Annotated in this window: 26 protein-coding genes; 16 read left to right on the top strand and 10 right to left on the bottom strand. The window is 63.8% G+C overall.

The genetic code is table 11. The annotated features are described in order from the left end of the window. Nucleotides 1–9: 9 nt before the first annotated feature. Complete coding sequence (locus ACIOVF_RS21900; protein ID WP_045199983.1) at nucleotides 10–588, bottom strand: DUF2796 domain-containing protein; 579 nt, start codon at nucleotides 586–588, stop codon at nucleotides 10–12. A gap of 132 nt (nucleotides 589–720) precedes the next feature. Between ACIOVF_RS21900 and ACIOVF_RS21905 the strand changes: the two genes are divergently transcribed. After that, nucleotides 721–1,065: a hypothetical protein gene (locus tag ACIOVF_RS21905; protein ID WP_045199981.1), complete on the top strand. Its 345-nt coding sequence runs from the start codon at nucleotides 721–723 to the stop codon at nucleotides 1,063–1,065. A 66-nt stretch (nucleotides 1,066–1,131) separates the two neighbouring features. Here the strand turns inward: ACIOVF_RS21905 and trxA are convergent, their stop codons facing one another. The 3 genes from trxA to ACIOVF_RS21920 are packed head-to-tail and all read right to left on the bottom strand — an operon-like array spanning nucleotide 1,132 to nucleotide 3,141. Next, nucleotides 1,132–2,004 carry a thioredoxin gene (gene trxA, locus ACIOVF_RS21910; protein ID WP_045199979.1) on the bottom strand — a complete coding sequence of 291 codons (873 nt, stop codon included), beginning with the start codon at nucleotides 2,002–2,004 and terminating at the stop codon, nucleotides 1,132–1,134. Nucleotides 2,005–2,035: 31 nt separating this feature from the next. Continuing rightward, nucleotides 2,036–2,695: a methyltransferase gene (locus ACIOVF_RS21915; RefSeq protein ID WP_045199977.1), complete on the bottom strand. Its 660-nt coding sequence runs from the start codon at nucleotides 2,693–2,695 to the stop codon at nucleotides 2,036–2,038. Continuing rightward, the gene (locus ACIOVF_RS21920; protein ID WP_045199975.1) at nucleotides 2,695–3,141 is read right to left on the bottom strand and encodes a YbaY family lipoprotein; all 447 of its coding nucleotides are present in this window, start codon (nucleotides 3,139–3,141) and stop codon (nucleotides 2,695–2,697) included. The genes ACIOVF_RS21915 and ACIOVF_RS21920 overlap by 1 nt, the downstream gene beginning before the upstream one ends. Nucleotides 3,142–3,248: 107 nt before the next feature. Here ACIOVF_RS21920 and nrdR point away from each other — a divergent pair, with 107 nt between their 5' ends. From nrdR to ACIOVF_RS21980, 12 genes are all read left to right on the top strand, one after another. Continuing rightward, nucleotides 3,249–3,713, top strand: coding sequence for a transcriptional regulator NrdR (gene nrdR, locus ACIOVF_RS21925; protein WP_010222838.1), 465 nt, complete (start codon nucleotides 3,249–3,251; stop codon nucleotides 3,711–3,713). A gap of 2 nt (nucleotides 3,714–3,715) precedes the next feature. Beyond that, nucleotides 3,716–4,846, top strand: coding sequence for a bifunctional diaminohydroxyphosphoribosylaminopyrimidine deaminase/5-amino-6-(5-phosphoribosylamino)uracil reductase RibD (ribD, locus tag ACIOVF_RS21930; protein ID WP_045199973.1), 1,131 nt, complete (start codon nucleotides 3,716–3,718; stop codon nucleotides 4,844–4,846). A 45-nt stretch (nucleotides 4,847–4,891) separates the two neighbouring features. Continuing rightward, complete coding sequence (locus ACIOVF_RS21935) at nucleotides 4,892–5,557, top strand: riboflavin synthase (RefSeq protein ID WP_010222840.1); 666 nt, start codon at nucleotides 4,892–4,894, stop codon at nucleotides 5,555–5,557. 18 nt (nucleotides 5,558–5,575) lie between these two features. Further along, entirely contained in the window at nucleotides 5,576–6,670 is a 1,095-nt protein-coding gene (gene ribBA / locus ACIOVF_RS21940) for a bifunctional 3,4-dihydroxy-2-butanone-4-phosphate synthase/GTP cyclohydrolase II (RefSeq protein WP_038998529.1), read from the top strand. A gap of 89 nt (nucleotides 6,671–6,759) precedes the next feature. After that, nucleotides 6,760–7,236 (top strand): 6,7-dimethyl-8-ribityllumazine synthase, encoded by a 477-nt coding sequence (gene ribE / locus ACIOVF_RS21945; RefSeq protein ID WP_010222842.1) that lies wholly within the window; start codon nucleotides 6,760–6,762, stop codon nucleotides 7,234–7,236. Next, entirely contained in the window at nucleotides 7,233–7,733 is a 501-nt protein-coding gene (nusB, locus tag ACIOVF_RS21950) for a transcription antitermination factor NusB (protein ID WP_093379052.1), read from the top strand. The genes ribE and nusB overlap by 4 nt, the downstream gene beginning before the upstream one ends. Before the next feature lie 18 nt (nucleotides 7,734–7,751). Further along, a complete protein-coding gene (gene thiL, locus ACIOVF_RS21955; protein WP_045199968.1) occupies nucleotides 7,752–8,717 on the top strand; it encodes a thiamine-phosphate kinase in 966 nt (321 codons plus the stop codon). After that, nucleotides 8,714–9,217 (top strand): phosphatidylglycerophosphatase A, encoded by a 504-nt coding sequence (locus tag ACIOVF_RS21960; RefSeq protein ID WP_045199966.1) that lies wholly within the window; start codon nucleotides 8,714–8,716, stop codon nucleotides 9,215–9,217. The genes thiL and ACIOVF_RS21960 overlap by 4 nt, the downstream gene beginning before the upstream one ends. Before the next feature lie 11 nt (nucleotides 9,218–9,228). Then, nucleotides 9,229–9,981: an ABC transporter substrate-binding protein gene (locus tag ACIOVF_RS21965; RefSeq protein ID WP_045199964.1), complete on the top strand. Its 753-nt coding sequence runs from the start codon at nucleotides 9,229–9,231 to the stop codon at nucleotides 9,979–9,981. Nucleotides 9,982–10,094: 113 nt separating this feature from the next. Beyond that, nucleotides 10,095–10,712 carry a GTP cyclohydrolase II gene (gene ribA / locus ACIOVF_RS21970; protein WP_010222848.1) on the top strand — a complete coding sequence of 206 codons (618 nt, stop codon included), beginning with the start codon at nucleotides 10,095–10,097 and terminating at the stop codon, nucleotides 10,710–10,712. Beyond that, the gene (locus ACIOVF_RS21975; RefSeq protein ID WP_045199962.1) at nucleotides 10,709–11,128 is read left to right on the top strand and encodes a hypothetical protein; all 420 of its coding nucleotides are present in this window, start codon (nucleotides 10,709–10,711) and stop codon (nucleotides 11,126–11,128) included. Before ribA ends, ACIOVF_RS21975 begins: the two co-directional genes overlap by 4 nt. After that, nucleotides 11,128–11,937 carry a cobalamin-binding protein gene (locus ACIOVF_RS21980; protein ID WP_401292444.1) on the top strand — a complete coding sequence of 270 codons (810 nt, stop codon included), beginning with the start codon at nucleotides 11,128–11,130 and terminating at the stop codon, nucleotides 11,935–11,937. Before ACIOVF_RS21975 ends, ACIOVF_RS21980 begins: the two co-directional genes overlap by 1 nt. Here the strand turns inward: ACIOVF_RS21980 and ACIOVF_RS21985 are convergent. The 4 genes from ACIOVF_RS21985 to ACIOVF_RS22000 all read right to left on the bottom strand — a co-directional run bounded on the left by ACIOVF_RS21985 (nucleotide 11,915) and on the right by ACIOVF_RS22000 (nucleotide 17,035). Further along, entirely contained in the window at nucleotides 11,915–13,792 is a 1,878-nt protein-coding gene (locus ACIOVF_RS21985; protein WP_401292447.1) for a TonB-dependent receptor domain-containing protein, read from the bottom strand. The two genes, ACIOVF_RS21980 and ACIOVF_RS21985, sit on opposite strands and share 23 nt — an antisense overlap. Nucleotides 13,793–13,869: 77 nt before the next feature. Continuing rightward, on the bottom strand, nucleotides 13,870–15,768 hold the full coding sequence (gene dxs / locus ACIOVF_RS21990) for a 1-deoxy-D-xylulose-5-phosphate synthase (RefSeq protein ID WP_045199956.1): 1,899 nt from the start codon (nucleotides 15,766–15,768) through the stop codon (nucleotides 13,870–13,872). Between the two features lie 140 nt (nucleotides 15,769–15,908). Continuing rightward, entirely contained in the window at nucleotides 15,909–16,796 is an 888-nt protein-coding gene (gene ispA / locus ACIOVF_RS21995; protein ID WP_045199955.1) for a (2E,6E)-farnesyl diphosphate synthase, read from the bottom strand. Beyond that, entirely contained in the window at nucleotides 16,793–17,035 is a 243-nt protein-coding gene (locus ACIOVF_RS22000; RefSeq protein WP_045199952.1) for an exodeoxyribonuclease VII small subunit, read from the bottom strand. The genes ispA and ACIOVF_RS22000 overlap by 4 nt, the downstream gene beginning before the upstream one ends. Nucleotides 17,036–17,278: 243 nt before the next feature. Here ACIOVF_RS22000 and ACIOVF_RS22005 point away from each other — a divergent pair, with 243 nt between their 5' ends. Genes ACIOVF_RS22005 through ACIOVF_RS22015 form a run of 3 tightly spaced genes read left to right on the top strand, consistent with a single transcriptional unit; the run spans nucleotide 17,279 to nucleotide 21,007 of the window. Beyond that, nucleotides 17,279–18,682, top strand: coding sequence for an MBOAT family protein (locus ACIOVF_RS22005; RefSeq protein WP_045199950.1), 1,404 nt, complete (start codon nucleotides 17,279–17,281; stop codon nucleotides 18,680–18,682). Beyond that, nucleotides 18,669–19,802, top strand: a complete 1,134-nt coding sequence (locus ACIOVF_RS22010) for a DUF459 domain-containing protein (RefSeq protein WP_401292451.1) — start codon at nucleotides 18,669–18,671, stop codon at nucleotides 19,800–19,802. The genes ACIOVF_RS22005 and ACIOVF_RS22010 overlap by 14 nt, the downstream gene beginning before the upstream one ends. After that, nucleotides 19,802–21,007, top strand: coding sequence for an SGNH/GDSL hydrolase family protein (locus ACIOVF_RS22015; protein ID WP_093379073.1), 1,206 nt, complete (start codon nucleotides 19,802–19,804; stop codon nucleotides 21,005–21,007). Before ACIOVF_RS22010 ends, ACIOVF_RS22015 begins: the two co-directional genes overlap by 1 nt. A 244-nt stretch (nucleotides 21,008–21,251) precedes the next feature. Here the strand turns inward: ACIOVF_RS22015 and ACIOVF_RS22020 are convergent, their stop codons facing one another. Beyond that, the gene (locus tag ACIOVF_RS22020; RefSeq protein ID WP_093379076.1) at nucleotides 21,252–22,340 is read right to left on the bottom strand and encodes an alpha/beta hydrolase; all 1,089 of its coding nucleotides are present in this window, start codon (nucleotides 22,338–22,340) and stop codon (nucleotides 21,252–21,254) included. Between the two features lie 70 nt (nucleotides 22,341–22,410). After that, nucleotides 22,411–24,003, bottom strand: coding sequence for an RNA repair transcriptional activator RtcR (rtcR, locus tag ACIOVF_RS22025; protein ID WP_258595046.1), 1,593 nt, complete (start codon nucleotides 24,001–24,003; stop codon nucleotides 22,411–22,413). Nucleotides 24,004–24,415 lie beyond the last annotated feature (412 nt).

Raw genomic sequence — 24,415 nt, forward strand, 5'->3', positions numbered from 1 at the left:
AAAGGGCTATCAGAAGTTGATCGTGGCCTTGGCCGGGGTCGCTTCGACACCTTGCTGGCCGTTGGGCCCGATCAGTTGCAGGGTAATTTTCTGGGTGGCGGGGAAGGCCTTGAACAACGGAGTCAGGTCGAGGCTCTTGAGTTCAGCGGGCTTGTCGCAGGTCAGCCGGTAATGGGCATGGACCTCACTGTGCTCATGGCCTTCGTGCTCGTCGCCGTCATCATCGACTGCCGGCTTGTCGCCGAACAGCGGGCTTTCCAGCTCCTGGTCACTTTCGCTGCAGTTGGCCGCCTTGGCCAGGCCGAACAGCGCCAATGGTTTTTCCAATTGTGAACGCACGGCAGCAACCTTGGCTTTGTCGGCGGCGCTGGTGGCCGGGTGTTCGAAGCCGACCAGGTTCATCGCCGGGCTGTCCAGTTCCAGTTCCAGGGACTTGTCGTCGAGCACCACATTCAAGCGCGCGACGCCGTGTTCATGGGCGCCGAGGCTGCCATGGGCGTGGTCATGATCGTGGTCGTGGCCTTCATGGGCGTGGGCGACGGCCAGGGGCAACAAGGCAAACGGCAAGGCGAGCAACAGACGACGCATGGGCTGACTCCGCGGAGGCACTGGAATGATTTGGTAATGTTATAACAACTTGTTCGGCGTGCGCCAGTGTGCTTGGCGATGAAGCGTTGGCGTGGGAGCATGGGCCCATTGACTGCGCACAAGGACACCCCCATGCGAATTCGCGGACACATCGGCGACTGGCCGGTAGACCTGACCCTGGAACTGGACCCGGCGGAATGGGCGCAACTGGGCGGCCAGCTGGCCGCTGTGACGCCAGCGCCTGCAGCAGCGGCGAGTGCGGTTGCGGCGGTGCGACCGGATGATGCGCTCTGGCAGGCGGCGCGCGAGGTACTGCGCAAGGCCGGGCAGCTCAACGGGCCGGAGTTGCTTGAACACTTGGAAGGGCTGGCGGGCAATACCGCGGCGGGCAAGCGACTGCTGGTGCGCCTGCGCCACAGTGCCGAGGTGAAGGTGCAAAGCGGGGCGGATGCGCCGGTTTATCACTGGGTGGGGTAATGAGGGTGTCGCGGGGCAAGCCCGCTCCTACAGGATCAGTAGGAGCGGGCTTGCCCCGCGATCAATTCAATACAAGGCAGCAAACAACTTGCGACGGTAGCTGCCAACCAGCGGGTGGTCGTTGCCCAGCAGGTCAAACACCTGCAGCAAGGTCTTGTGTGCCACCCCGCCGTCATAGCCGCGATTGCGCTTGAACAGCTTGAGCAAGCCTTCCAGCGCCGCTTCGTACTGCTGACGCGACAACTGCTGGATGCACAGCTGGTACGCGGCCTCGTCATCTTCAGCATTCTGCGCCAGGCGCGCTTTAAGGTCGGCGACTTCCGGCAGGCTGGCGGCCAGGCCGAGAAAGGTCAGCTGCGCCTTGGCACCGGCCAGGGCAGCCTTGTGCTCGTCGCTCTTGACCGCGTCGAGCACGGTCTGGGCTTCACCCAGTTCGCCGCGCTCAGCCAGGCAGCGGGCGTAGAGGATCAGCGCGCCGGCATTGCTGTTGTCTTCGCTGAGCAGCGCCTTGAGGGTGCTTTCGGCTTCGCTGAAACGGCCTTCGGCAAACAGCGCCTGGGCTTGCTCCAGCGGGTCGGCGGCAGCCGGGGGCGGCAGTTGTACATGGGGTTCGAGCAGGGCGCGAATCGCCGACTCGGGTTGGGCACCGGCAAAGCCGTCGACCGGCTGGCCATCCTTGAACAGCACTACGGTGGGCAGGCTGCGGATGCCGAAGCGGGCGACGATGTCCTGCTCGATATCGCAGTTGACCTTGGCCAGCAGCAGTTCGCCCTGGTAGCTCTCGGTGATCTGCGCCAGCAGCGGCATCAGTGCCTTGCACGGCGCGCACCACTCGGCCCAGAAGTCGACCAGTACCGGTTTATGGAAAGAGTTCTGGATCACCAACTGATCGAAGTCGGCGCCAGTGGCATCGAAAATGTACGGGGTAGCAGGGTTCATCGCGACTCTCGAAAATCCGTGAATGGCATCACTATAAAGGCTGGCGGCTGGCGTGGTACAGGCTGACCCGGCGGAATTCGTGGGGCTCGGCCAGGTCCGGCAGGGTCAGGGCATCGAGCACGCCCAGCGACCGGTACAGCGGGTGGCGGAAATCCCGTACCCGCGAATCGGCGACCAGGGCCTGCTGGCCACGGCTGAGAAACTCGTCCAGCAACGGTAGGTTGGCGCGGTCGTAGAGCACGTCGGCGACCAGGATCAGGTCGAAACGGTCGGCCTCCTGGAAAAAATCGCTGGAATAACTCAGTTCCACCTCATTGAGCTCGGCATTCGCCCGGCAGGCCTGCAGCGCCAGCGGGTCAAGGTCGCAAGCCACCACTTCCAGCGCGCCGGCCTTGGCTGCCGCGATACCGGCAATCCCGGAGCCTGCGCCAAAGTCCAGCACGCGCTTGCCTTCGACCCAATGCCGATGCTCATCCAGGTAGCGGGCCATGGCCAGGCCGCTGGCCCAGCAGAAGCTCCAGTACGGCGGCTCGTGAAGGATGCGCCGGGTTTCTTCGGAGCTGAAGGCGCGGTCCATGTTCTGCGCATCGATCAGCCACAACTTGAGCGCGCACTCGGGCAGGTCGCTGACCACCAGTTGCGCATCCCCAAGCAACTCGCTCAAGGCCTGTTGCAGTGGAGCGGGCGCCATCATGGCGCCTTTTCGAAGCGCAGCGGGCCGGTGGCCTGGGTTTGCGCCTGGGCGATGCGCAGGGGCGGCAGGTGCAGGATCAGCTGGCCGGACTTGCTCGCGCGACCGCGCAGCTCGACCCGCGCCCCGGCGGGAAAGGCCTCGGGGTTGAAGCGCAGGCGAAACGGCAGGTCCAGGCCATTGCCGCTGAACGTGCTGCTGGCCAGCAAGCCTTGCGGGCGGCCGCGCTCATCGATCACCAGCAGGGCCAGTTCGACTTCGGCGCCGGCCGGAATGTTCTGCAAGGTGCCGCTCAATTCGCGCTGATAGGCCGGCAGTGGCCCGAGCTCCCTGGCCGGTTTGCTGGCTACCGGGGCTTTGGGGGCCGGTACAGGCTGGGGTTTATCGCTGCTGCACGCGCTCAGCACGGCAGCAAAACTGAGCACGACAAGCGCTCTTGATGGCATGGGGAATTCCTTCGCGGCATATTTCCTCACTGGATGGTAACCCCTTTGGCTTGTCTTGCCAGTGGGATGCGCTACCATGGCCCTCCCTTTTTTTGTTGCCTGCCACCATGCACTGTCCCTTCTGCGGTGCCAACGACACCAAGGTCATCGACTCGCGACTGGTTGCCGAGGGCGAGCAAGTGCGCCGTCGGCGCGAATGCGTAGCCTGCGGTGAGCGCTTCACCACCTTCGAAACCGCCGAACTGGTTCTGCCCCGGCTGATCAAGCAGGACGGCAGCCGCCAGCCTTTCGACGAAGAAAAACTGCGTGCCGGTATGCAGCGCGCCCTGGAAAAACGCCCGGTCAGCGTCGAGCGCCTGGAAGCGGCGCTGGCGCATATCAAGCACAAGCTGCGGGCTACCGGTGAGCGCGAGATCAAGTCGCTGGTGGTCGGCGAGCTGGTGATGGCCGAGCTGCAAAAGCTCGATGAAGTCGCCTATATCCGCTTCGCCTCGGTGTACCGGCGTTTCCAGGACCTCAACGAGTTCCGTGAAGAAATCGACCGCCTGGCCCGTGTGCCGGCTAAAGAGTGAGCATGTCCAGCGAACGCGCGGTGCTTGATGCGCACTACATGGCCCGGGCCATCGAGCTGGCCCGCAAGGGCTTGTACTCCACCCACCCGAACCCGCGCGTGGGTTGCGTGATCGTCCGCGACGGCCAGGTGGTCGGCGAAGGCTGGCACGTGCGCGCCGGCGAGCCGCATGCCGAGGTGCATGCCTTGCGCCAGGCCGGCGAGCTGGCCCGCGGCGCTTGCGCCTACGTCACCCTTGAGCCGTGCAGCCACCATGGGCGCACGCCGCCGTGTGCCGAGGCGCTGCTCAAGGCTGGTGTGGCGCGGGTGGTCGCGGCCATGCAGGACCCCAATCCGCAAGTCGCCGGCAACGGCCTCAAGCGCCTGGCCGATGCGGGTATCGAGGTTGCCAGCGGTGTGTTGGAGGCCGAGGCCCGCGCCCTGAACCCGGGCTTTCTCAAGCGTATGGAACACGGCCTGCCGTTCGTCCGGGCCAAGCTGGCGATGAGCCTGGACGGCCGCACGGCCATGGCCAGCGGCGAGAGCCAGTGGATTACCGGCCCGGCGGCGCGCTCGGCAGTGCAGCGTTTGCGCGCCCGCTCCAGCGTGGTGCTGACCAGCGCCGAAAGCGTATTGGCCGACAACGCGCGGATGACCGTGCGCGCCGAAGAACTGGGCCTGGACCCGGCAACCACCGCGCTGGCCCTGGCGCGTCCGCCTTTGCGGGTGTTGATCGATGGTCGCTTGCGTGTGCCGCTCGATGCGCCGTTCTTTACCGCCGGCCCGGCCCTGGTGGTCACCGCCGCTGAAGCCGACGCACGTTATGCCCAGGCCGGTCTTGAGCTGCTGAGCCTGCCCGGCAATGCTGGCCGCGTCGACCTGCCGGCGCTGATGCTTGAGCTGGCCGCGCGTGGCGTCAACGAAGTGCTGGTCGAAGCCGGTGCCGGCCTGGTCGGCGCCTTTGCCCGGCAGGGACTGATCGACGAGTACCAGATTTTTGTCGCCGGACGCATCCTTGGCTCCAGTGCCCGGCCGTTGCTCGACTGGCCCCTGGATAAAATGAGCCAGGCGCCCCATTTGCAGATCACCGAAATGCGCGCAGTAGGCGATGACTGGCGAGTCACTGCAGTACCCAAGCCTGCGCCCGGCGTATAATTTGCGGCTAGCGCCATGCGCAGCCCTGTTCTCGAGGAGGACTTCATGTTCACCGGCATCATCGAATCGATTGGCAGCATCCGTTCCCTGACCCCAAAAGGCGGTGACGTGCGGGTGTATGTCGAAACCGGCAAGCTCGACCTGGGCGACGTCAAGCTGGGCGACAGCATCGCCGTCAACGGCGTGTGCCTGACCGCGGTCGAGCTGCCTGGCGATGGCTTCTGGGCCGACGTCAGCCGCGAAACCCTCGACTGCACCGCCTTCAACGAGCTCAAAAGCGGCAGCCGGGTCAACCTCGAAAAAGCCCTGACGCCGACCACCCGCCTGGGCGGTCACCTGGTCAGCGGCCATGTCGACGGCGTCGGCGAAGTGGTCTCGCGCAGCGATAACGCCCGCGCCATCCAGTTCCGCATCCGTGCACCCAAGGAGCTTGCCAAGTACATTGCCCACAAGGGCTCGATCACCGTCGACGGCACCAGCCTGACGGTGAACGTCGTCGATGGCGCCGAGTTCGAGCTGACCATCGTCCCGCACACCCTGGCCGAAACCATCATGGCCGACTACCGTCCAGGTCGTCGGGTGAACCTTGAGGTCGACCTGCTGGCACGTTACCTGGAGCGTCTGCTGCTGGGTGACAAGGCCGCCGAGCCAAGCAAAGGCAGCGGCATCACCGAAAGTTTCCTGGCCGCCAACGGCTACCTGAAATCCTGATTTGAAAGGGGGTGCCGAGTGGCGCTCAACAGCATCGAAGAACTGGTCGAAGACATCCGCCAAGGCAAAATGGTCATCCTCATGGATGACGAAGACCGCGAGAACGAAGGCGACCTGATCATGGCCGCCGAGTGCTGCAAGGCCGAGCACATCAACTTCATGGCCAAGCACGCCCGCGGCCTGATCTGCATGCCGATGTCGCGCGAGCGCTGCGAAACGCTCAAGCTGCCGCTGATGGCGCCACGCAATGGCTCGGGTTTCGGCACCAAGTTCACCGTGTCGATCGAAGCCGCCACCGGCGTCACCACCGGCATTTCCGCCGCCGACCGCGCGCGCACCGTGCAGGCTGCCGCCGCCCGTGATGCCAAGGCCGAAGACATTGTCAGCCCCGGTCACATTTTCCCGCTGATGGCCCAGCCTGGCGGTACCCTGGCCCGTGCCGGCCACACCGAAGCTGCCTGCGACCTGGCGCGCATGGCCGGTTTCGAGCCGAGCGGGGTGATTTGCGAGGTGATGAACGACGACGGCACCATGTCGCGTCGCGCCGAACTCGAGACTTTTGCCGCCGAACACAACATCAAGATCGGCACCATTGCCGACCTGATCCACTACCGGATGATCCACGAACGTACCGTTCAGCGGGTTTCCGAGCAGCCGCTGGACAGCGAGCTGGGCCATTTCAACCTGGTCACCTACCGTGATTCGGTCGAAGGCGATGTGCACATGGCGCTGACCCTGGGCAACATTTGCGCCGAAGAACCGACCCTGGTGCGGGTGCACAACATGGACCCGCTGCGCGACCTGCTGATGGTCAAGCAACCGGGCCGTTGGAGCCTGCGCGCGGCCATGAGCGCCGTTGCAGACGCCGGCAGCGGCGTGGTGCTGCTGCTCGGCCACCCGCTCGATGGCGACGTGCTGCTGGCGCACATTCGCGAAAGCGCCGACGCTGGCGCCCAGGCGAAAACCCCGACCACCTACAGCACCGTCGGTGCCGGTTCGCAGATCCTGCGCGACCTGGGCGTGCGCAAAATGCGCCTGATGAGTTCGCCAATGAAGTTCAATGCGATATCCGGATTCGATCTGGAAGTTGTAGAATACGTGCCCTCCGAATAAAGCAGGCGGTTTTTCGCGCTGCCATTCGTGTCCCAAACACCCACAGGCCGCCCGTTTGCGGCCTGGCTCTTTAAGATGAGAACTCCGCAATGACCCTGAAGACCATCGAAGGTACCTTCATTGCCCCCAAAGGTCGCTATGCTTTGGTGGTTGGCCGCTTCAACAGCTTCGTCGTCGAAAGCCTGGTGAGCGGTGCCGTTGATGCCCTGGTTCGCCACGGTGTGAACGAAAGCGACATCACCATCATCCGTGCCCCGGGTGCCTTCGAAATCCCGCTGGTGGCACAGAAAGTCGCCCAGCAAAGCGAATATGCCGCGATCATCGCCCTGGGCGCCGTGATCCGTGGCGGTACCCCGCACTTCGAATACGTTGCGGGCGAATGCACCAAGGGCCTGGCCCAGGTGTCCATGGAGTTCGGCGTGCCGGTCTCCTTCGGTGTCCTGACCGTCGATTCGATCGAACAGGCCATTGAGCGTTCCGGCACCAAGGCCGGCAACAAGGGCGCCGAAGCTGCCCTGTCCGCTCTGGAAATGGTCAGCCTGCTGGCGCAGTTGGAGGCCAAGTGATTAGCGACGAAAGCGATCGTTTCAACCCGCGCGATCCAAAACCTGCGGATGCTGGCAAGCCATCGAAAAGCGCCAAGCGTCGCGAAGCCCGTCAGCTCGCGACCCAGGCCCTGTACCAATGGCATATGGCCAAGCAGTCGCTGAACGAGATCGAAGCGCAGTTCCGGGTCGATAACGATTTCACCGATGTCGACGGTGCCTACTTCCGCGAAATCCTTCATGGGGTTCCGGCGAAGAAAGTCGAAATCGACGAAGCACTCAAGCCGTGCCTTGACCTGACTATTGAAGAGCTCGATCCGGTTGAACTGGCGGTGCTGCGCCTGTCCACCTGGGAGTTCATGATGCGCGTTGATGTTCCGTACCGCGTTGTGATCAACGAAGGTATCGAACTGGCCAAGGTGTTCGGTTCGACCGACGGCCACAAGTTCGTCAACGGCGTGCTCGACAAGCTGGCACCACGCCTGCGTGAAGCCGAAGTCAAGGCGTTCAAGCGCTGATTCCGGCGCTCTGTGCCAATGGGTGAGTTCGAGCTGATCCGTCATTACTTCGCCGCCGCGTCCTGTGCGCAAGGCGGCGAAGGTGTGGCCCTGGGCATTGGCGATGATTGCGCCTTGCTCAGCGTGCCAGCCGGCGAACAGCTGGCGATCTCCACCGATACGCTGGTGGCCGGGGTGCATTTCCCGGCTGTCTGCGACCCTTTTCTGCTCGGTCAGCGTTCGCTGGCCGTCGCTGCCAGTGACCTGGCTGCCATGGGCGCCACGCCCATCGGCTTTACCCTTGCCCTGACCCTGCCCGAGGTTCGCGCCGACTGGCTGCAGGCTTATGCCCGCGGTTTGAACCAGATGGCCGAAAGCTGCCAGCTGAGCCTGATCGGCGGCGACACCACACGTGGCCCGCTGAGCCTGACCATGACCGTGTTCGGCCGCGTACCCGGCGGCCAGGCCCTGACCCGCAGCGGTGCCCGCGCCGGCGACCTGCTGTGCGTCGGCGGCGAACTGGGCAATGCCGCCGGCGCCTTGCCGCTGGTGCTCGGCGAGCGCGTGGCCGAGGCGGCCCAGGCCGAACCGCTGCTGGCCCATTACTGGTCGCCGCAACCGCAACTGGCGCTGGGCCAGGTGCTGCGCGGCAAGGCAACCTCGGCGCTGGATATCTCCGACGGCCTGCTCGCCGATTGCGGACATATCGCCAAGGCGTCGCAGGTGGCATTGCAGGTCGAGCTGGAGCGGCTACCGTTGTCGGCGGCGCTGCTGGCCTTTTTCGGTCGCGCAGGCGCGCAACAGGCGGCATTGGCCGGCGGCGACGATTACGTCCTGGCCTTCACCTTGCCCGAAGCTGAGCTTGCACCGTTGCTGGCGGCCGGCTGGCCGGTCCATGTGGTCGGGCGGGTGAGTGCCGGCAGCGGCGTGCGCCTGCTTGATGGCAGTGGCCAGGACATCACCCCACACACCCGGGGCTATCAACATTTTAAGGAGACACCGTGACCGATCACCCCAAACAGGTGCCTGCGGAGTTCGTTCCGCCGTCGGTCTGGCGCAATCCCTGGCATTTCCTGGCATTCGGCTTTGGCTCCGGAACCCTGCCCAAGGCGCCGGGAACCTGGGGCTCGCTGGTGGCTCTACCGTTTATCCCGTTGTGGCAGATGCTGCCCGATTGGGGCTACTGGCTGATGCTCGGGTTGACCATGCTGTTCGGCTTCTGGCTGTGCGGCAAGGTCGCGGATGACCTCAAGGTCCACGACCATGAGGGCATCGTCTGGGACGAAATGGTCGGCATGTGGATAACCCTGTGGCTAGTGCCGGAGGGCTGGATGTGGCTGCTGGCGGGCTTTTTGATGTTCCGTTTCTTCGACATCCTCAAGCCCTGGCCGATCCGCTGGATTGATCGTCATGTGCATGGCGGGGTCGGGATCATGCTCGACGATGTTTTGGCCGGGGTGTTTGCCTGGCTGGGCATGCAGGTTCTGGTATGGAGTTTCACCTAAGGAGCGGGGCGATGACGGGATGGCGGCTGTTGCTGGTGTTGCTGGTCCTGGCGGCAGGTGTGGTCAAGGCGGCGGACGCGCCGTCGGCGACACCTGGCCAGGTTCGTCTGGTCAGTGAAGAGTGGCTCGACTACACCAACGCCGACGGCAGCGGCCTGGCCTGGGACGTGCTGCGCAAGGTGTTCGAGCCGGCCGGCGTCAAGGTTCGCACCCAGAGTGCGCCGTACAGCCGCGCGGTAGGCCTGGTCAAACGCGGTGAGGCCGATGCCTGGGTCGGTTCCTATCACGAAGAGAACGCCGACAACCTCTATCCGCGCTGGCATTTCGATATGGACCATATCTATGCCCTGGGCCTGGCCACCAGCCCTGTGCCGACCCAGCAGACCCTCGGCCAGTATCGCCTGGCCTGGGTGCGCGGCTACGACTACAAGAGCTATCTGCCCAATGTCGGACACTTTCGCGAAATCCAGCGCCGCGAGGGGATCTTGCCGATGCTTGAACATGATCGCGTCGACTACTACATCGATGCCCTGACCGAAGTCGACTATGTGCTCGGCCAGGCCCCCGATCCCAAGCTGTTTCGCCGCAGCCACCTGGCGGAGCTGCCGCTGTACCTGGCCTTTGGCCGCACCGCCGAGGGCAAGGCGTTGCGCGCGCTGTTCGACCAGCGCATGGACAAGCTGGTGGCCAGTGGCGAGTTGCGGGCGATCTTCGAGCACTGGAAGCAGCCCTATCCGTTCGACGGCGAGGGCAAGCGGCCGTAGCTGATATCGAACTTGTCGATCTGTTTGCCCAATAATTCAGCCTAAGCAGCGGCGCCACGCTGCTGATACAATCGGCCCACGTCAATTTTCAAGTTACTGATCAGGAGCACAACGTGCCCGTCGTTTTTGTTGCCGCTTCCAAGCTGCCTACCCCGTTTGCGACCTTCACCATGCATGGTTTTCTCGATGAAGCCACCGGCCGCGAGCACGTCGTGCTCAGCCTGGGTGATGTGGCCGATGGGCAGCCGGTGCTGGGGCGCCTGCATTCCGAATGCCTGACCGGCGACGCCTTGTTCAGCCAGCGCTGCGACTGCGGTTCGCAACTCGAAGCGGCCCTGCAGGCGATCGCCCGCGAAGGCCGCGGCGTGCTGCTGTACCTGCGTCAGGAAGGCCGTGGCATTGGCCTGTTGAACAAGATCCGCGCCTACGAGCTGCAAGATGGCGGCGCCGACACCGTCGAAGCCAACGAGCGCCTGGGCTTTGCCGCCGACCAGCGTGACTACGGCATGTGCCAGCCGATGCTCGAGCACCTGGGTGTCAAGTCGCTGCGGCTGATGACCAACAATCCGCGCAAGGTCAAGGCACTGACCGGCATGGGCATTCCGGTTGCCGAGCGGGTGCCGCTGCACACCGGCCACAACCCGCATAACAAACACTACCTGGCGACCAAAGCCGGCAAGCTCGGCCACATGATGGGCAACGAGCACCAGGGCGAGGCCGGTCGGGCGTGACCCGCGCCCAGGTTCGCCGTCGCCTGGAGCTGGCCTGGTGGCAGTACCTGGCGGTGGCGCTGGCGCCGTTGCTGGTGTTTGCCTGGGCCTTCGGTGGCGTGCAGGCGTTGATTCCGATCCTGGCCATGCCGATGTTCATCGCCGGCGTGGCCTCGATGTTCCTCAGCCTGCCGCGCTTTGGCGCCTACAAGCATGGGCTGATCGCCACCCAGAAAGCCCTGAACAGCGACGATGAACCTGCGGCCTGGATCGAGCTGGCACGTATCCGCCGCTTGGGCATGTTGTTCGCCTGCCTGCCGGCCTGGGTCGCCGCGTTGTCGGTATTCGTTGGCCTTGAGGCGGTGCCGCAGATCCTCCTGGCAATCTCCAGCGTGGTCCTGCTCTACCTCTATCGCATTCCTCGCCAGCTCGGCTGATGCGTCGCTACCTGTGGCTGTTGCTGCTGGCCTTCGGCATGCCGCTGGCAGCGGCGCCGCGGGTGGTTAGCCTGGCGCCCTCGATCACTGAAATCATCCTCGAGCTGCAAGCCGGCGACCTGCTGGTGGGCATGGCCGAGTGGCACGAACGGCCGACGCAGTTAAGCGCCGTACCGCTGGTGGGGCGCTACGGCCAGCTGGACATGGAGCGCCTGCTCAGCGTGCGCCCGGACCTGGTGCTGTACTGGCCGGGCAGCGTGCCGGCGGCCCAGCGCGACCAGCTCGAACGCCTGGGTATCGCGCTATACAGCGTCGATGTGCACGAGCTGGATGACCTGGTGTCGCAGGTGGACGAGATTGGCCTGCGGATCGGGCGCAAGGCGCAGGGCGGGCAGTTATCCACAGCCTTGCGCCAGCGCCTTGCCGCGTTGCGCCAGCAGTACCATCGCGAGCAGGCGCTGACAGTGTTCTATCAGGTCTGGGACAAGCCGCTGTACACGGTTGGCGGTTACCAGATCATCTCCGATGCGCTGAGTGTCTGCGGCGCGCGCAATGTGTTTGCCGACCTCCCCCAGCCGGCGCCGCAGGTTAACCTGGAGACCGTGCTGGCGCGCAACCCGCAGGTGATCCTTGCCCCCGATCAGCTCCAGCTCGAGGCCTGGAAGGCCTGGCCGCACGTCGCTGCCGTGCGTGATGGCCTGTTGCTGCAGGTGCCGGACAAAGGCCTGGAGCGCCCCAGCGGGCAGATGATCGAAGCGACGGCCAAGCTGTGCGAACTGCTGCAGGCTAAAGCGCCGGTGTCCAGGTGACGCCCAATAGCCAGGTGCGGCCTTCTTCGCGGTAGCCGTAGCTTGCACCCTCGTAGTTGTACAGGGCGCGTGAGTAGGCCTTGTCGAAGAGGTTATCCAGCTTGAAGTCCAGCTTGATCTCGCGGTTTAACGCCCAACTGCCACGCAGTCCGAGCAGGCCGTAGCCGCCGAGCTTGCTGCTGTTGGCTTCATCGTCGTAACTGCTGCTCACTGCTTGCCAGCTGGCGCCCACGCCCCATTTATCGAATTGCCGGTCAAGGTCCAGACTCAGTGTTCTGCGGGCTCGTCGTGCCAGGGTGTGACCGCTGTCGCGGTCACGGGGGTCGATCAACGCCAGGCCCAGATTGCTTTGCCAGCCAAACCATTGCTGATGCAGTGCAGCCTCGAAGCCGGTCACTCGCGCGGAGGCGACGTTTCTTGGGATCGAACCTTCACCGAAAATGATCGCATCGCGCAGCTCTGTACGATAAATCGACGTTTCCAGTCGGCTGTCTTTACTCAGCTGGCTGCGCCATTGTAATTCGTAGCTTTTCGAGCGCTCAGGCTTTAGGTTCGGGTTGCTGTACTGGGGGTAGTACAGGTCATTGAACGTGGGTGCACGAAAGCCTTCGCTGTAGGAGAGCAGCAGGTCATTGTTGGCGTTGACCGGCAAGGTCAGGCTGCCACTCCAGGTATTATTCCCGCCGAATTGCTGGTTCTGATCGCGGCGCAAGCCGATTTCGGTGGCGAACCATTGGCCTTTGAAGCGGTGCTGAACGAAGGCTGCGCGATTCCAGCGGCTATCTTCGTCGAAGTTGGTACTGCCATGTACGCGGTCCTGGTACCAGTCGGCGCCCAGCATCACGCTGTTCTGGTCATCGAAAGCCAGGTCGTTCTGCCAGCTGGCGGAGTCGCGATAGGTATTGAACTCGCTGGCGTCTGCGCTGAGTTTGTCTCGTTTCTTGTCGCGGTTTTCGCTATGGCCGAGTTCCAGGCGCGAGTACCAGCGATCATTGAGCTGGGCGCCTAAATACGTCCCTAGGCTGCTGACGTTGAAATCGGTGTAAGGGGCCTGGCCGAAGCTCTGGAAAGTGTCCATGTCGAAGCGCCCGTACGGGTTGTCGTACTCGCTGCGGCCATGGCTGTCGAGCAGGTTCAGACCGGCCTCGATGTTGTCGTTGAAACTATGGCTCAGGCTCAGGTTGAACGACTTGTTACGGTAGGCGTCGTGGTCGCCATCGCTGGGGTAGGAGGTGTGGGTCCAATTGATACCGGCGCTTTCATCGAGGCTGGCGCCAAGATTGAAGCGGGTATTCTGATCACCGCCTGAAACACCGAGGCTGCGCTGCCAGGTCTGTTCACTGCCGGCGGCCAGGCGCAGGCGTGGTTGCAGGCCCTGTTGTGCACTGCGGCGAGTGAAGATCTGAATGACGCCACCAATGGCGTCGCTGCCATAGACCGCCGAGCGTGAACCGCGCAGTACCTCGACACGTTCGATCTGGTCAATACTGAGAAACTGCAAGCCACTGTCACCGGAGGTGGCATTGGCAATGCGCACACCGTCCACCAGTACCAGGCTTTGTGCTGTCTTGCTGCCACGGATGTAAATGCCCGGAACGCTGCCGCGTCCGCCTGTAAGTGCCACCTGAACCCCCGGCACCCGAGTCAGCAGATCAGTAACACTGGAAGGCTGCAGGCGGTCGATGTCGTCGCGGGTGAACACCGTATTGGCGGCGCTGGTTTGCGTGCGGTCTTCGACTTGGCGGTTGGCGCTGATCAGCGTGTTGGGCAGCTTCAGGGCGCTTTCGCGGTCGATCGGGTCGGCCAGCAGGGTGGTTGGCAATAGCAGGAGGGGGGCAAGGCGCAGGGGTTTCATGGGCAGTTCCATTGCTATCGCGGGTCAAGCCCGCTCCCACAAAACCTGTAGGAGCGGGCTTGACCCGCGATGCGGTCTCAAAGACCGAGCAGTTGCATCCGCTGACGCACCGAAGCCTCGATGCCGGCGGCATCCAGGCCGCACTCGGCGAGCATCTGCGCAGGCTTGGCATGCTCGACATACACATCCGGCAGGCCCAGGTGCAGCACTGGCTTGAGCACCGCTTCGCGGGCAAGGAACTCGCTCACTGCCGCACCGGCGCCGCCCATGATGGCGTTTTCTTCGATGGTCACCAGCAGTTCGTGGCTACCGGCAATCTCGCGCACCAGAGCTTCATCCAGCGGTTTGACGAAACGCATGTCGACCACGGTGGCATCGATCTGCTCGGCAACCTTGAGGGCTTCGCTCAGCTGCACGCCGAATACCAGCAAGGCGACCTTGCTGCCCTGGCGGCGGACGATGCCCTTGCCGATTTCCAGTGGCTCAAGGTTGTTCTCGATGGTTGCGTTCGGGCCGCTGCCACGTGGATAGCGCACGGCGGCCGGGCCGTTGTACAGGTGGCCGGTGCTGAGCATCTTGCGCAGTTCGTTCTCGTCGCTCGGGGTCATCACCAGCATGCCGGGGATGCAGCGCAGGAACGACAGGTCGAAGCTGCCCGCGTGGGTCGGGCCGTCTTCGCCGACCAGGCCGGCGCGGTCGATGGCGAACAGCACGTCGAGATTCTGCACCGCGACATCATGGATCAGCTGGTCGTAGGCGCGCTGGAGGAAGGTCGAATAGATCGCCACCACCGGCTTGGCGCCTTCGCAGGCCATGCCCGCGGCCAGGGTGACCGCGTGCTGCTCGGCAATCGCGACGTCGAAGTAGCGATCCGGATAGCGCTCGCTGAAGGCCACCAGGTCGGAGCCTTCCTTCATGGCCGGGGTAATGCCGACCAGGCGCTGGTCGGCAGCTGCCATGTCACACAGCCATTGGCCGAACACCGCGGAGTACTTCGGCCCGGCAGCCTGTTTCGGCGCGGCGGCGGGTTTGTCCACAGGCTCAAGCTTGGTGATCGCGTGGTAGCCGATCGGGTCGACTTCGGCCGGGGCGAAACCCTTGCCCTTTTTGGTGACCACGTGCAGGAACTGCGGGCCCTTGAGGTCACGCATGTTGCGCAGGGTGGTGACCAGGGTCGGCAGGTCGTGGCCATCGATCGGGCCGATGTAGTTCCAGCCCAGCTCTTCGAACAGGGTGCCGGGTACCAGCATGCCCTTGGCGTACTCTTCGGTGCGGCGGGCGATTTCCCAGGCGCCGGGCAGGCGCGAGAGGACCTTCTTGCTGCCCTCGCGCATGCTCGAGTAGGTGCGGCTGGAAAGAATCTTGGCCAGGTAGTTGGACAGGCCACCGACATTGCGCGAAATCGACATGTCGTTGTCGTTGAGGATCACCAGCATGTCGGCGTCGACTTCCTGGGCGTGGTTCAACGCCTCGAAGGCCATGCCGGCAGTCAGCGCGCCGTCACCGATCACGGCAATCGACTTGCGCGGATCGTTCTGCAGACGGGCGGCGATGGCCATGCCCAGGGCCGCACTGATCGAGGTGCTGGAGTGACCGACGCCAAAGGTGTCGTACTCGCTCTCGGCGCGGCGCGGGAAGGCGGCCAGGCCGTCCTTCTGGCGCAGGGTGTGCATGCGCTGGCGGCGACCGGTGAGGATCTTGTGCGGATAGGCCTGATGACCGACGTCCCACACCAGACGGTCGTCCGGGGTGTCGAAGACGTAGTGCAGGGCGATCGTCAGCTCGATGACGCCCAGGCCGGCACCGAAATGCCCGCCGGTCTGACCAACGGTATAGAGCAATTCCTGGCGCAACTCGTCGGCCAGGTTCTCCAGGTCGGCTTCAGCCAGGCGGCGCAGGCCGGCAGGCGTATCGGCACGGTCAAGCAGCGGCGTGACCGGGCGTTCGCGGGGGATCTCTTGAAACGTCGTGGGCATCAGGCGAATCGTTATAGATATGAAGTGGCGGCAGTTTACCTTATTGCGGTGTTGGCTGCCCATTTGAGCTAATCGCGGGGCAAGCCCGCTCCTACAGTGATCGCTGTGGGAGCGGGCTTGCCCCGCGATACCCGCGCTGCTTAGTTACGGCGCTCGACGATGTACCGCGCAAGTTCGCGCAGCGGCTCGGCTGCCGCGTCAAACGGACGCAGGGCATGCAGGGCCTGGTCGCGCAGTTCCAGGGCGTAGGCCTTGGCTGCCTCGAGGCCGAGCAGGGCCGGATAGGTCGGCTTGTCGCGGGCGATGTCGGCGCCCTGGCGCTTGCCCAGGGTGGCGGTGTCGCTCTCGACGTCGAGGATATCGTCCTGAACCTGGAAGGCCAGGCCGATGGCCTGTGCATAGGTTTGCAGGGCCTTGAGCTGGGTCTGGTCGGCGCGGGCGCTGGCCAGGGCGCCGAGCCTGACGCTGGCTTCGATCAGCGCGCCGGTCTTGTGCCGGTGCATGAACTCCAGCGCCGTCTGGTCGAGCTTGAGGCCCACCGAGCCCAGGTCGATGGCCTGGCCGCCGACCATGCCGGCAGGCCCTGCAGCCAGCGCCAGGGTCTGGACCATGGCCAGGCGGATGCTGTCTTGCTGCGGGCTCAATTGCGGGTCGAGCAGGGCGCTGAAGGCCAGGCTCTGCAAACCGTCGCCAGCGAGGATCGCGCAGGCTTCATCGAAAGCCTTGTGAGTGGTCGGCTGGCCGCGGCGCAGGTCGTCATCGTCCATCGCCGGCAGGTCGTCGTGCACCAGCGAGTAGGCGTGAATCAGCTCGACTGCGCAGGCCGCGCCGTTGGCCTGCTCCGGTGCAGCACCGAGGGCCTGGCAGGCGGCATAAGCGAGCAGCGGGCGTACCCGTTTGCCGCCATTCATGACGCTGTAGCGCATGGCCTCATAGAGGCGGCTGAGCTCAACCGAGGGGGCGATGAACAGGTGTTCGAGGGCGGCGTCGACCCGCGCCTGGCAACTGGCCTGGTAGGCGGCGATCATTCCGGCTGTTCCGCATCGAAAGGCTCGGCCGCCAGTTCGCCATCGCGCTCGAGCAGTACCTGGACCTTCTGTTCGGCCTGGGCCAGCGCGCTCTGGCAGTCGCGGGTCAGGCTGATGCCTTGCTCGAAGGCGGTCAGCGAGTCTTCCAGCGACAGCTCGCCGTTCTCCAGGCGCTCGACCAGGACCTGCAGGTCGGCGAGGGATTGCTCGAAATCAATGGAGGCTTTTTTTCGGGCCATGGCGGCTGTCTCGGTGGCAGTATAAACGGCGCGACACTAGCAGAGCGGGGCGGGGGGAGCAAATCGATAGGGTCGATCTTTCGTCGCATTCTGTTGCACAAAGGCCGACGGTGAAGTCTTGATTTTTCTACAGGGCTCGCATTGTGAGGGCTTGTGGCTCTCTGCCATAATCGCGCCCGCTTTGCCCCGCGGCTCTGCGGCGGTAACGCCTCCTATTTCTGTTGTCACGTAATGGACTACGTTGTGAGCTTCCTTTCGATCGAGTTCGGCCTCTGCTTCACACTGTTTTTCATCGTTTACTGGAGCCTGTGCTGGAGCGTTCGCTTGCAGAACGTCCTGCTGCTGGCCGCCAGTTACGGCCTAGTGGCCAGTTTCAGCTTCAACTCCCTGTACATCCTGCTGGGCTACAGCGCCCTGGTGTATCTGCTCGGCCTGGTCGGTGAGCGTTATCCCGGGCGGCGCTTCAGCTATTTGTTGGTGTTGCTGCTGGTGCTGGGCTGTTTCTACCTGTTCAAGTACCAGGAGTTCTTTGTCGGCGGCGTGCAGGGCGCCTTGGCCAGTGCCGGGCTGGACGTGTCGCTGCCGGTGCTGGAAGTTCTGGTGCCGATCGGCCTGTCGTTCTACGCCTTTCACTCGGTCAGCTACCTGGTGTCGATCAACCGCCGCGAGATGCCCTCGGCTTCGCCGTTCGACCTGGCCCTGTACCTGGCGTTCTTCCCCAGCCTGATCGCCGGCCCGGTCAACCGCGCCAGCCATATGCTGCCGCAGATTCGCACGAGTACTATCCGTGAAGTGCTGGAGCCGCAACGGGCCCTGGGGTTGATTGCCCTGGCGGTGGTCAAGCTGTTCTTCTGCAGTGCCTGGCTGGCCAGTGAGTGGGTTGACCCGGTGTTCGAGACGCCGGGCAGCTATTCGCCCGAGCAGATACTGCTGAGCGTGTATGGCTACAGCTTTCTGATTTATTTCAACTTCAGCGGTTACACCAACCTGGTCACCGGCATTGCCTTGCTGCTGGGCTTTCGCCTGCCCGACAACTTCAATGCGCCTTATGCCGCGCACAACCTCAAGGAGTTCTGGGGCCGCTGGCACATCAGCCTGTCGCTGTTCATTCGCGACTATGTCTACATTCCGCTGGGCGGCAACCGCCAGGGGGTGTGGCGCGGCAACCTGAACATGCTGCTGGCGATGCTGATCTCCGGCCTGTGGCACGGGGCGAGCATCAACTTCATCATCTGGGGGGCGCTGCACGGCATCGGCCTGGCGCTGTACAAGGCTTCGACCTACATCCTGCCGCAGCCGATGCGCTGGCCGGGCGCCGGCCTGGCGGCGCGCCTGCTGACCTTCCACTACGTGGCCTTCGCCTGGATCTTCTTCCGTAGCGCCAGCCTTGATGAAGCCATGGACATGCTCGCCGGTATCGGTGGCTTGAGCCTGGATGGATTGTTCTCCAGTACCGGCCTGCTGTTGCTGGCGAGCGTGTTGTATGTCGCCGTCTACCCGCAGTTGCTGGTGCTGCTGCGCCAGTTCTTTGCTACCACCACGCGCTTGCCCTGGCAGCTGTATCCAATACCGCTGGGGTTGTTCATTTCCTTGGTCATTTTTGCTTCGCAATCGGGCGTGCCGGGGTTCATCTATGCAAGCTTCTAATGCCGGTCGTTTGCTGTCGTCGCAACTGGGCGCGGCCAAGGCCTTCTACGCCGTTGTCATCACCACGCTGTTGCTGTTCTGGCTGAACCAGGATTCGATCAGCCTGTATTGCCAGCAGAAGTATCACCAGAGCTGCGAGCTGCCAGTACTTGGCCAGAGCCCGGCCTGGCGCATGGGCGGTAACCTGACCCATGCCCTGGGCGATGCGCGCGACAGCTTCATCGACAGCCTGGAAAAACGTAGCGAGCAGGTGCTGGTGGCCAAGGTTGAGAGCAGCGACACCGTGGAGCTGCCAGCGCCGATTCCTGTGGTCCCGGTGCACCTGGACAAGCCGCCGGTTGCGGCTCACCCGGTGCCAGTCAAGGTTGCGACAACGGCTGCGCCTGTGCCGGCAACAGTGGCTACGCCAGTGCCGCAACCCGCAGCGCAAGTTGCCCAGGCACCTTTGCAAGCCGGCACCGTGGTGTCCCTGGCGGCGGGTGACGAAGTCTTCCTGGTCGGCGACTCACTGATGCAGGGCGTCGCTCCACACCTGGCCAACAGCCTGCGCAAGCGTTACCAGATCAAGAGCGTCAACCTCAGCAAGCAGAGCACCGGCCTTGCTTATCCCGGTTTCTTCAACTGGCCGCAGACCGTGGCCAAGACCCTGGAAAGCGAGCCGAACATCCGCCTGATGGTGATCTTCCTCGGCCCCAACGACCCCTGGGACATGCCCCAGGGCAAGGGCAAGCCGTTTTTGCGCTTCAAGTCGCCGGAGTGGGAAGTCACCTATCGCCAGCGTATCGACTCGATCCTCGACCAGGCCCGTGAGCACAATGTGCAGGTGATCTGGGTTGGGCCGCCAAACATGCAAAAGCCCAAGCTGTCTACGGCCATGGCTTACCTGAGCGGGCTGTACGAGCAACAGACCGGCCTGTATCAGCAGCATTACCTCTCGGCCAACCCGGTCCTGGGTTACAACGACGACAGTTTCTCCTATACCTTGCAGAACGCTCAGGGCAAACGGATCAAGACCCGGGTCGATGACGGCATCCATTTCACTACCACCGGACAGAAGCTGATCTCGGAACGGATTCTCTCGTTGATCGCCTTTCCCGGCCTCACTGTAACGGGACACTGATGCCTCGACTGCACAACATTCTGGGGTTGGCCCTGCTGATCTGCGCGTTGCCGGGCTGTAGCCCGGTAGCGGCGGTCAACACCTCGGCCAAGCCTGCCAATACGGCGGCCAAGGCCCCGGCCAGCCGCGTCGATGGCAACCTGGCGGTACTGGCGGGCAAGTTCAAGAACGCCAACCGCGCGCCGGTCAACATCATCCAGTTCGGCGATTCGCACACCGCTGCCGACCTGTTCAGCGGCGAGATGCGCCGCCTGCTGCAGGCGCGTTATGGCGATGGCGGTATCGGCCTGATTGCCGCCACGCCGGTGCCCGGCACCCGCTACGACCAGGTGATCCTGAAAACCGCCAAGCGCCAGTGGGAGCTGGTGTCGGCGCGCAACCAGCAGAGCACGCAATTCCCGCTTGGCGGTTACCTGTCGGTGCCGATGGCGGCCAACCCCAGCGTGCGCATCGAAGCCCGCGAGCCTACGGCGCAACGCTATCGGGTGCAGGCGCTGTACCAGGCGCGGGAAAACAGCACCCTGGTGCTGCGCGATGGCCGTGGGCGCAACCAGCGCCTGCTGGCGGCCACCGGCGGGCAGTGGCGCTTCGGCCCGCAAGTCAGCAACCTGGCTCTGCCGCTGGACCTGAGCGTCAGCAATCGCCCGGGCACGCTGCTGGGTGGCTGGTATATCCAGGGCCAGAAGAATGCCGGGGTGATCTACTCGGCGCTGGGCATCAATGGCGCGCGCCTGGAAGTGCAGGACAAATGGCAGGCCGGCTGGCAGGACAACCTCAAGACCCTGCGCCCGGACCTGGTGATTCTCGCCTACGGCACCAACGAAGCCTTCGATGACACCCTCGATCTTGGCCTGTACCAGACGCAACTGCGCAACACCCTCAAGCGCCTGCGCCAGGATCTGCCGCGCGCGGTGATATTGCTGGTCGGCCCGCCGGACTCGATCAAGCAGCGCAAGGCTCGTAGCTGCAGTGCGCGCCAGCCGCAGCAACTGGCCCAGGTGATCCGCATCCAGCGCCAGGCGGCCAAGCAGGCCAATGCGCTGTTCTGGGACTGGCAGGCGTACATGGGCGGGCAGTGCTCGATTGTCGGCTGGCAGGCGTCGGGCCTGGCCCGTGGTGATCTGGTGCACCTGACGGCTGATGGCTACAAGAAAAGCGCGGCCGGCCTGCACGAGTTTTTGCGCAACCAGCTGGGCTTGAAGTAGGGCAGAAAAAAGTAGAGGCGGGGACGACTCAGGGTTGGCTTGCGGCGCCCCATGAAGTCGTCTTCCCGCCCCTTAACAGAGGCAAACCCGGGGGCGTGCAACCGCCCCCGCTCAGCACGATGCGACTGCCTTGAATCAGTCGCGGTTCATTCCTCTGCATTCACCTTAGTAGCTGTCTGCAGGGCTGTAAATTTTCTCGAACAGATTATTTCTCAGGTGCTTTCCGGGGCTGCCTGGCGCGCACTCAAAGGCCCAGGGCGTAGTCCAGGTAGCCTGGGTAGGCCTTGCGCCAGTCGTCCTGGAAGGTGTGGCCTTCAGGGTGTTCGTGGCTCTGCACCTTGTTGTTGCTGGCGAAAGCTTTTTCGGTGGTGGCGGTCAGTTGCAGGTTGCTTTCATGCTCCTGAGCGCCGTGGACCACGACCAGGCGCTTGTCCTTGGCCTTCTGCACGGTGAACGGGATCTTGAAGCCGCCCGGCGACAGCAGCACCGCACCGCTGTAGTTCTGCGGGTACTGGGCGATCAGGTGGGCGGCGTGTTCAGCACCCTGGGAGAAGCCGATCAGGGCGACTTTCGAGCGGTCGATGCGGGTGTCTTTTTCCAGCTTCTTCAGCGCTGCGGCCACCGCTTGTTCGGTCGGCTCGACCGACTGTTGCTGCCACATGAACTGATGCTCGTCGCGCTTGAGGGTACCGTTCAGGGCCACCAGCACGGCCTTGTCGCCGACCAGGTCGGCGCGCATGTTGGTGCCCTTGACGCCTTCGGTGCCAAAGCCTGCCAGCCACACCACCACCGGCCAGCCGCCAGCCGGGGCCTTGCCTTCAGGGATGCTGAAGGCGGCGAGGCCGGCGTCCTTGGCCTGGGTCGGGTAGTTCTTCTCGGCCGCTTGCAGCAGCTTCTGGTAGGCCGGGTCGTTTTTCATCGGCTCCAGTTCGTCGTCTTCCTTGAGGATCACCGCTTGCCAGAAGCCGCGCTCGCGGGCCTCGTCGAGGTATTGCGCGGCCAGTTCCGGGCTGTCCATGGACGACAGCGCGGCAGCGGCCTGGTACGCGGCGAAGGCGTTCTTCGGGTCGAGGCGGGCGGCGGTCAGGTAGAAGGCCAGGGCGCCGGCATAGTTGTCGTGCTCGCTCTTCTCTTTGTCACCGGCATCCATGAACTCGGCCGGGGTGGCGTTGTTGAGGTACAGGTTGGCCATGGCGGCCATGCCTTGCCAGCGGCCTTTGTGCAGGGCCTGGTCGGTGGCCTCGTCGGCGAAAGCAGTGGTTGCGGTGAGGCTGAGGCCGGCCAGCAGGCCGAAGGAGCAGAGGTGCAGGCGGGTCGCTGTCAGCAATGACATGGCCGAGAGTCCTTTTTCGGTAGTGCTCGGCCAGGTGCGGCCGAAGAGGGCGCGGATTCTAGCACCCTGTTCAGCCCTTGAGTTGATTCCAGTCCAGGCCAAAGCGTGCCAGGTATTTGCGCAAACGGTCGGCGTCATTGGGCTTTTCTTTTTCCAGGCGCGAGACATCGAACAACTGGCGCCCGGCCTCGGACAGTGTGCGGGCGTTGCCGCACACCTTGAGTACCGCCTGCAGTTGCAGACGGTCGAACTGGTCAAGGGCCTGGTCGCCGAGCAAGGCGTCGAGTGGGTCGGCACCTTGCTCCAGGCCCCAGGCGTGTTGCAGGCGCTCGATTTCTTCCAGTACCAGCGGCTCGTCGATACGGCCGCTGTCGGCGAGGGTGGCCATGCGCGTGATCGACGCCGACAGCTCGCGAAAGTTACCGGTCCAGCGCGCTTGCGGCGAGTTGGCAAAGGCCAGGTAGCGGCGCTTGGCTTCGAGGTTGAAGCGCACCTGGCGGTTCTGTTCGCGGGCATGGCGCTGCAGTTCGAAATCGATGTTCGGCTCGATGTCTTCGCGGCGCCCTGCCAGGCCTGGCAGGGCGAAGGTCCAGAGGTTGATGCGCGCGTACAGGTCTTCGCGAAACAGCCCTTCGGCGACCCGGCTGCGCAGGTCGCGGTGGGTGCCGGCGATCAGCTGGAAGTCGCTCTCTACCTCACGGTCCGAGCCCAGCGGGAAGAAGCGTTTTTCTTCGATGGCCTTGAGCAGCATGGCTTGTTCATCAGCGCCCAGCTCGCCGATCTCATCAAGGAACAACATGCCGCCATCGGCGGCGCGCAGTAGACCTTCGCGGGCGTTCTGGGCGCCGGTGAAGGCGCCTTTGCTATGGCCAAACAGTGTCGACATGGCGCCGTCGCCGCGCAGGGTGGCGCAGTTCACTTCAACGAAGCGTCCCTCCAGCTGATGGCGGCCGCGCTTGAGCTCATAGATGCGCCGAGCCAGGAACGACTTGCCAGCGCCGGTCGGGCCGACCAGCAGCATCGGTGCCCGTGAGCGCAGCGCCACCCGCTCGATCTGCTCGATGGAGCGGTTGAAGGCGGCGTTGCGGGTAGCGATGCCGGCCTTGAGAAAATTCAGGCTGTCGGCCTGTTCGCGCTGAAAGCGCGATGCGATGTGGTCATAGCGCGACAGGTCGAGGTCAATCAGCGTGCTGGTGCCGGCCGGGTCGGCGATGTCTTCCTTGCCGCGCGCTGGCGAGGTCTGGATCAGCCGCGCCGGCAGGTAGCGCGCCTCGGTCAGCAGGAACCAGCAGATCTGCGCCACGTGGGTACCGGTGGTGATATGCACCAGGTAGTCCTCGTGCTCGGTATCGAAGGGGTAGGCGCTGGCAAAGTCGTGCAGCGCGCCATAGACCTCCTCGAAGTCCCAAGGGTTACGCAGAACCATCGGCTGCAAACGCACCTCGGTGTGCGGCGAGATGCTCTGGATATCTTCGCGAATGCGCTCGGCCAGGCCCAGGTCGCGAGCGCTGGTGCCGTGGATCAGCTCCAGGCGGTCGATGGGGGTTTGTGCCTGCTGGCACAGGCTGATGGTCGGCCGCCAGCGCTGCCAGCGCGCCGCGCCTTTGCCGTTGCGATCCAGGGTGGTGCCGAGAAAGCCGATGGCGACGCTGCGCTTGCTCATTGCTGTTTAGCTCAAGAGATAAATGTGTATCCCATAATATATAAAAATCTTGTCTGGTGTGGGCTGAGAAAACTCATGGTTTTTTGTTTGTAAAAATAAAAACCTTATAAATCAATATGATAAGAGTTAATTTTGGACCTTATTCAAAACCTGGCACGCCCCTCGCAATATCTTCCCCGACCGCATCGCCAAGCTGGCCAACGGGACGGGGTTTATGTCCCCGCCGGTGCACGAGCCCACCCCTGGTGTAGGTGTCGTGCATGCCGCCGCCGCAACGTGCAGTCGATAGCGTGGCTCCTCACGGAGACGCTGGTCTCGAGGCCTGACTCGAACCTTACATACCCTCCAAGGTATTCAAATGTTGTACCCGCCGGTGGGGCGTAGCCAGGCAAGGCTGCAAGGTGCGCACGGA

This window comes from Pseudomonas sp. NPDC087612, assembly GCF_044743505.1.
GTDB lineage: Bacteria > Pseudomonadota > Gammaproteobacteria > Pseudomonadales > Pseudomonadaceae > Aquipseudomonas.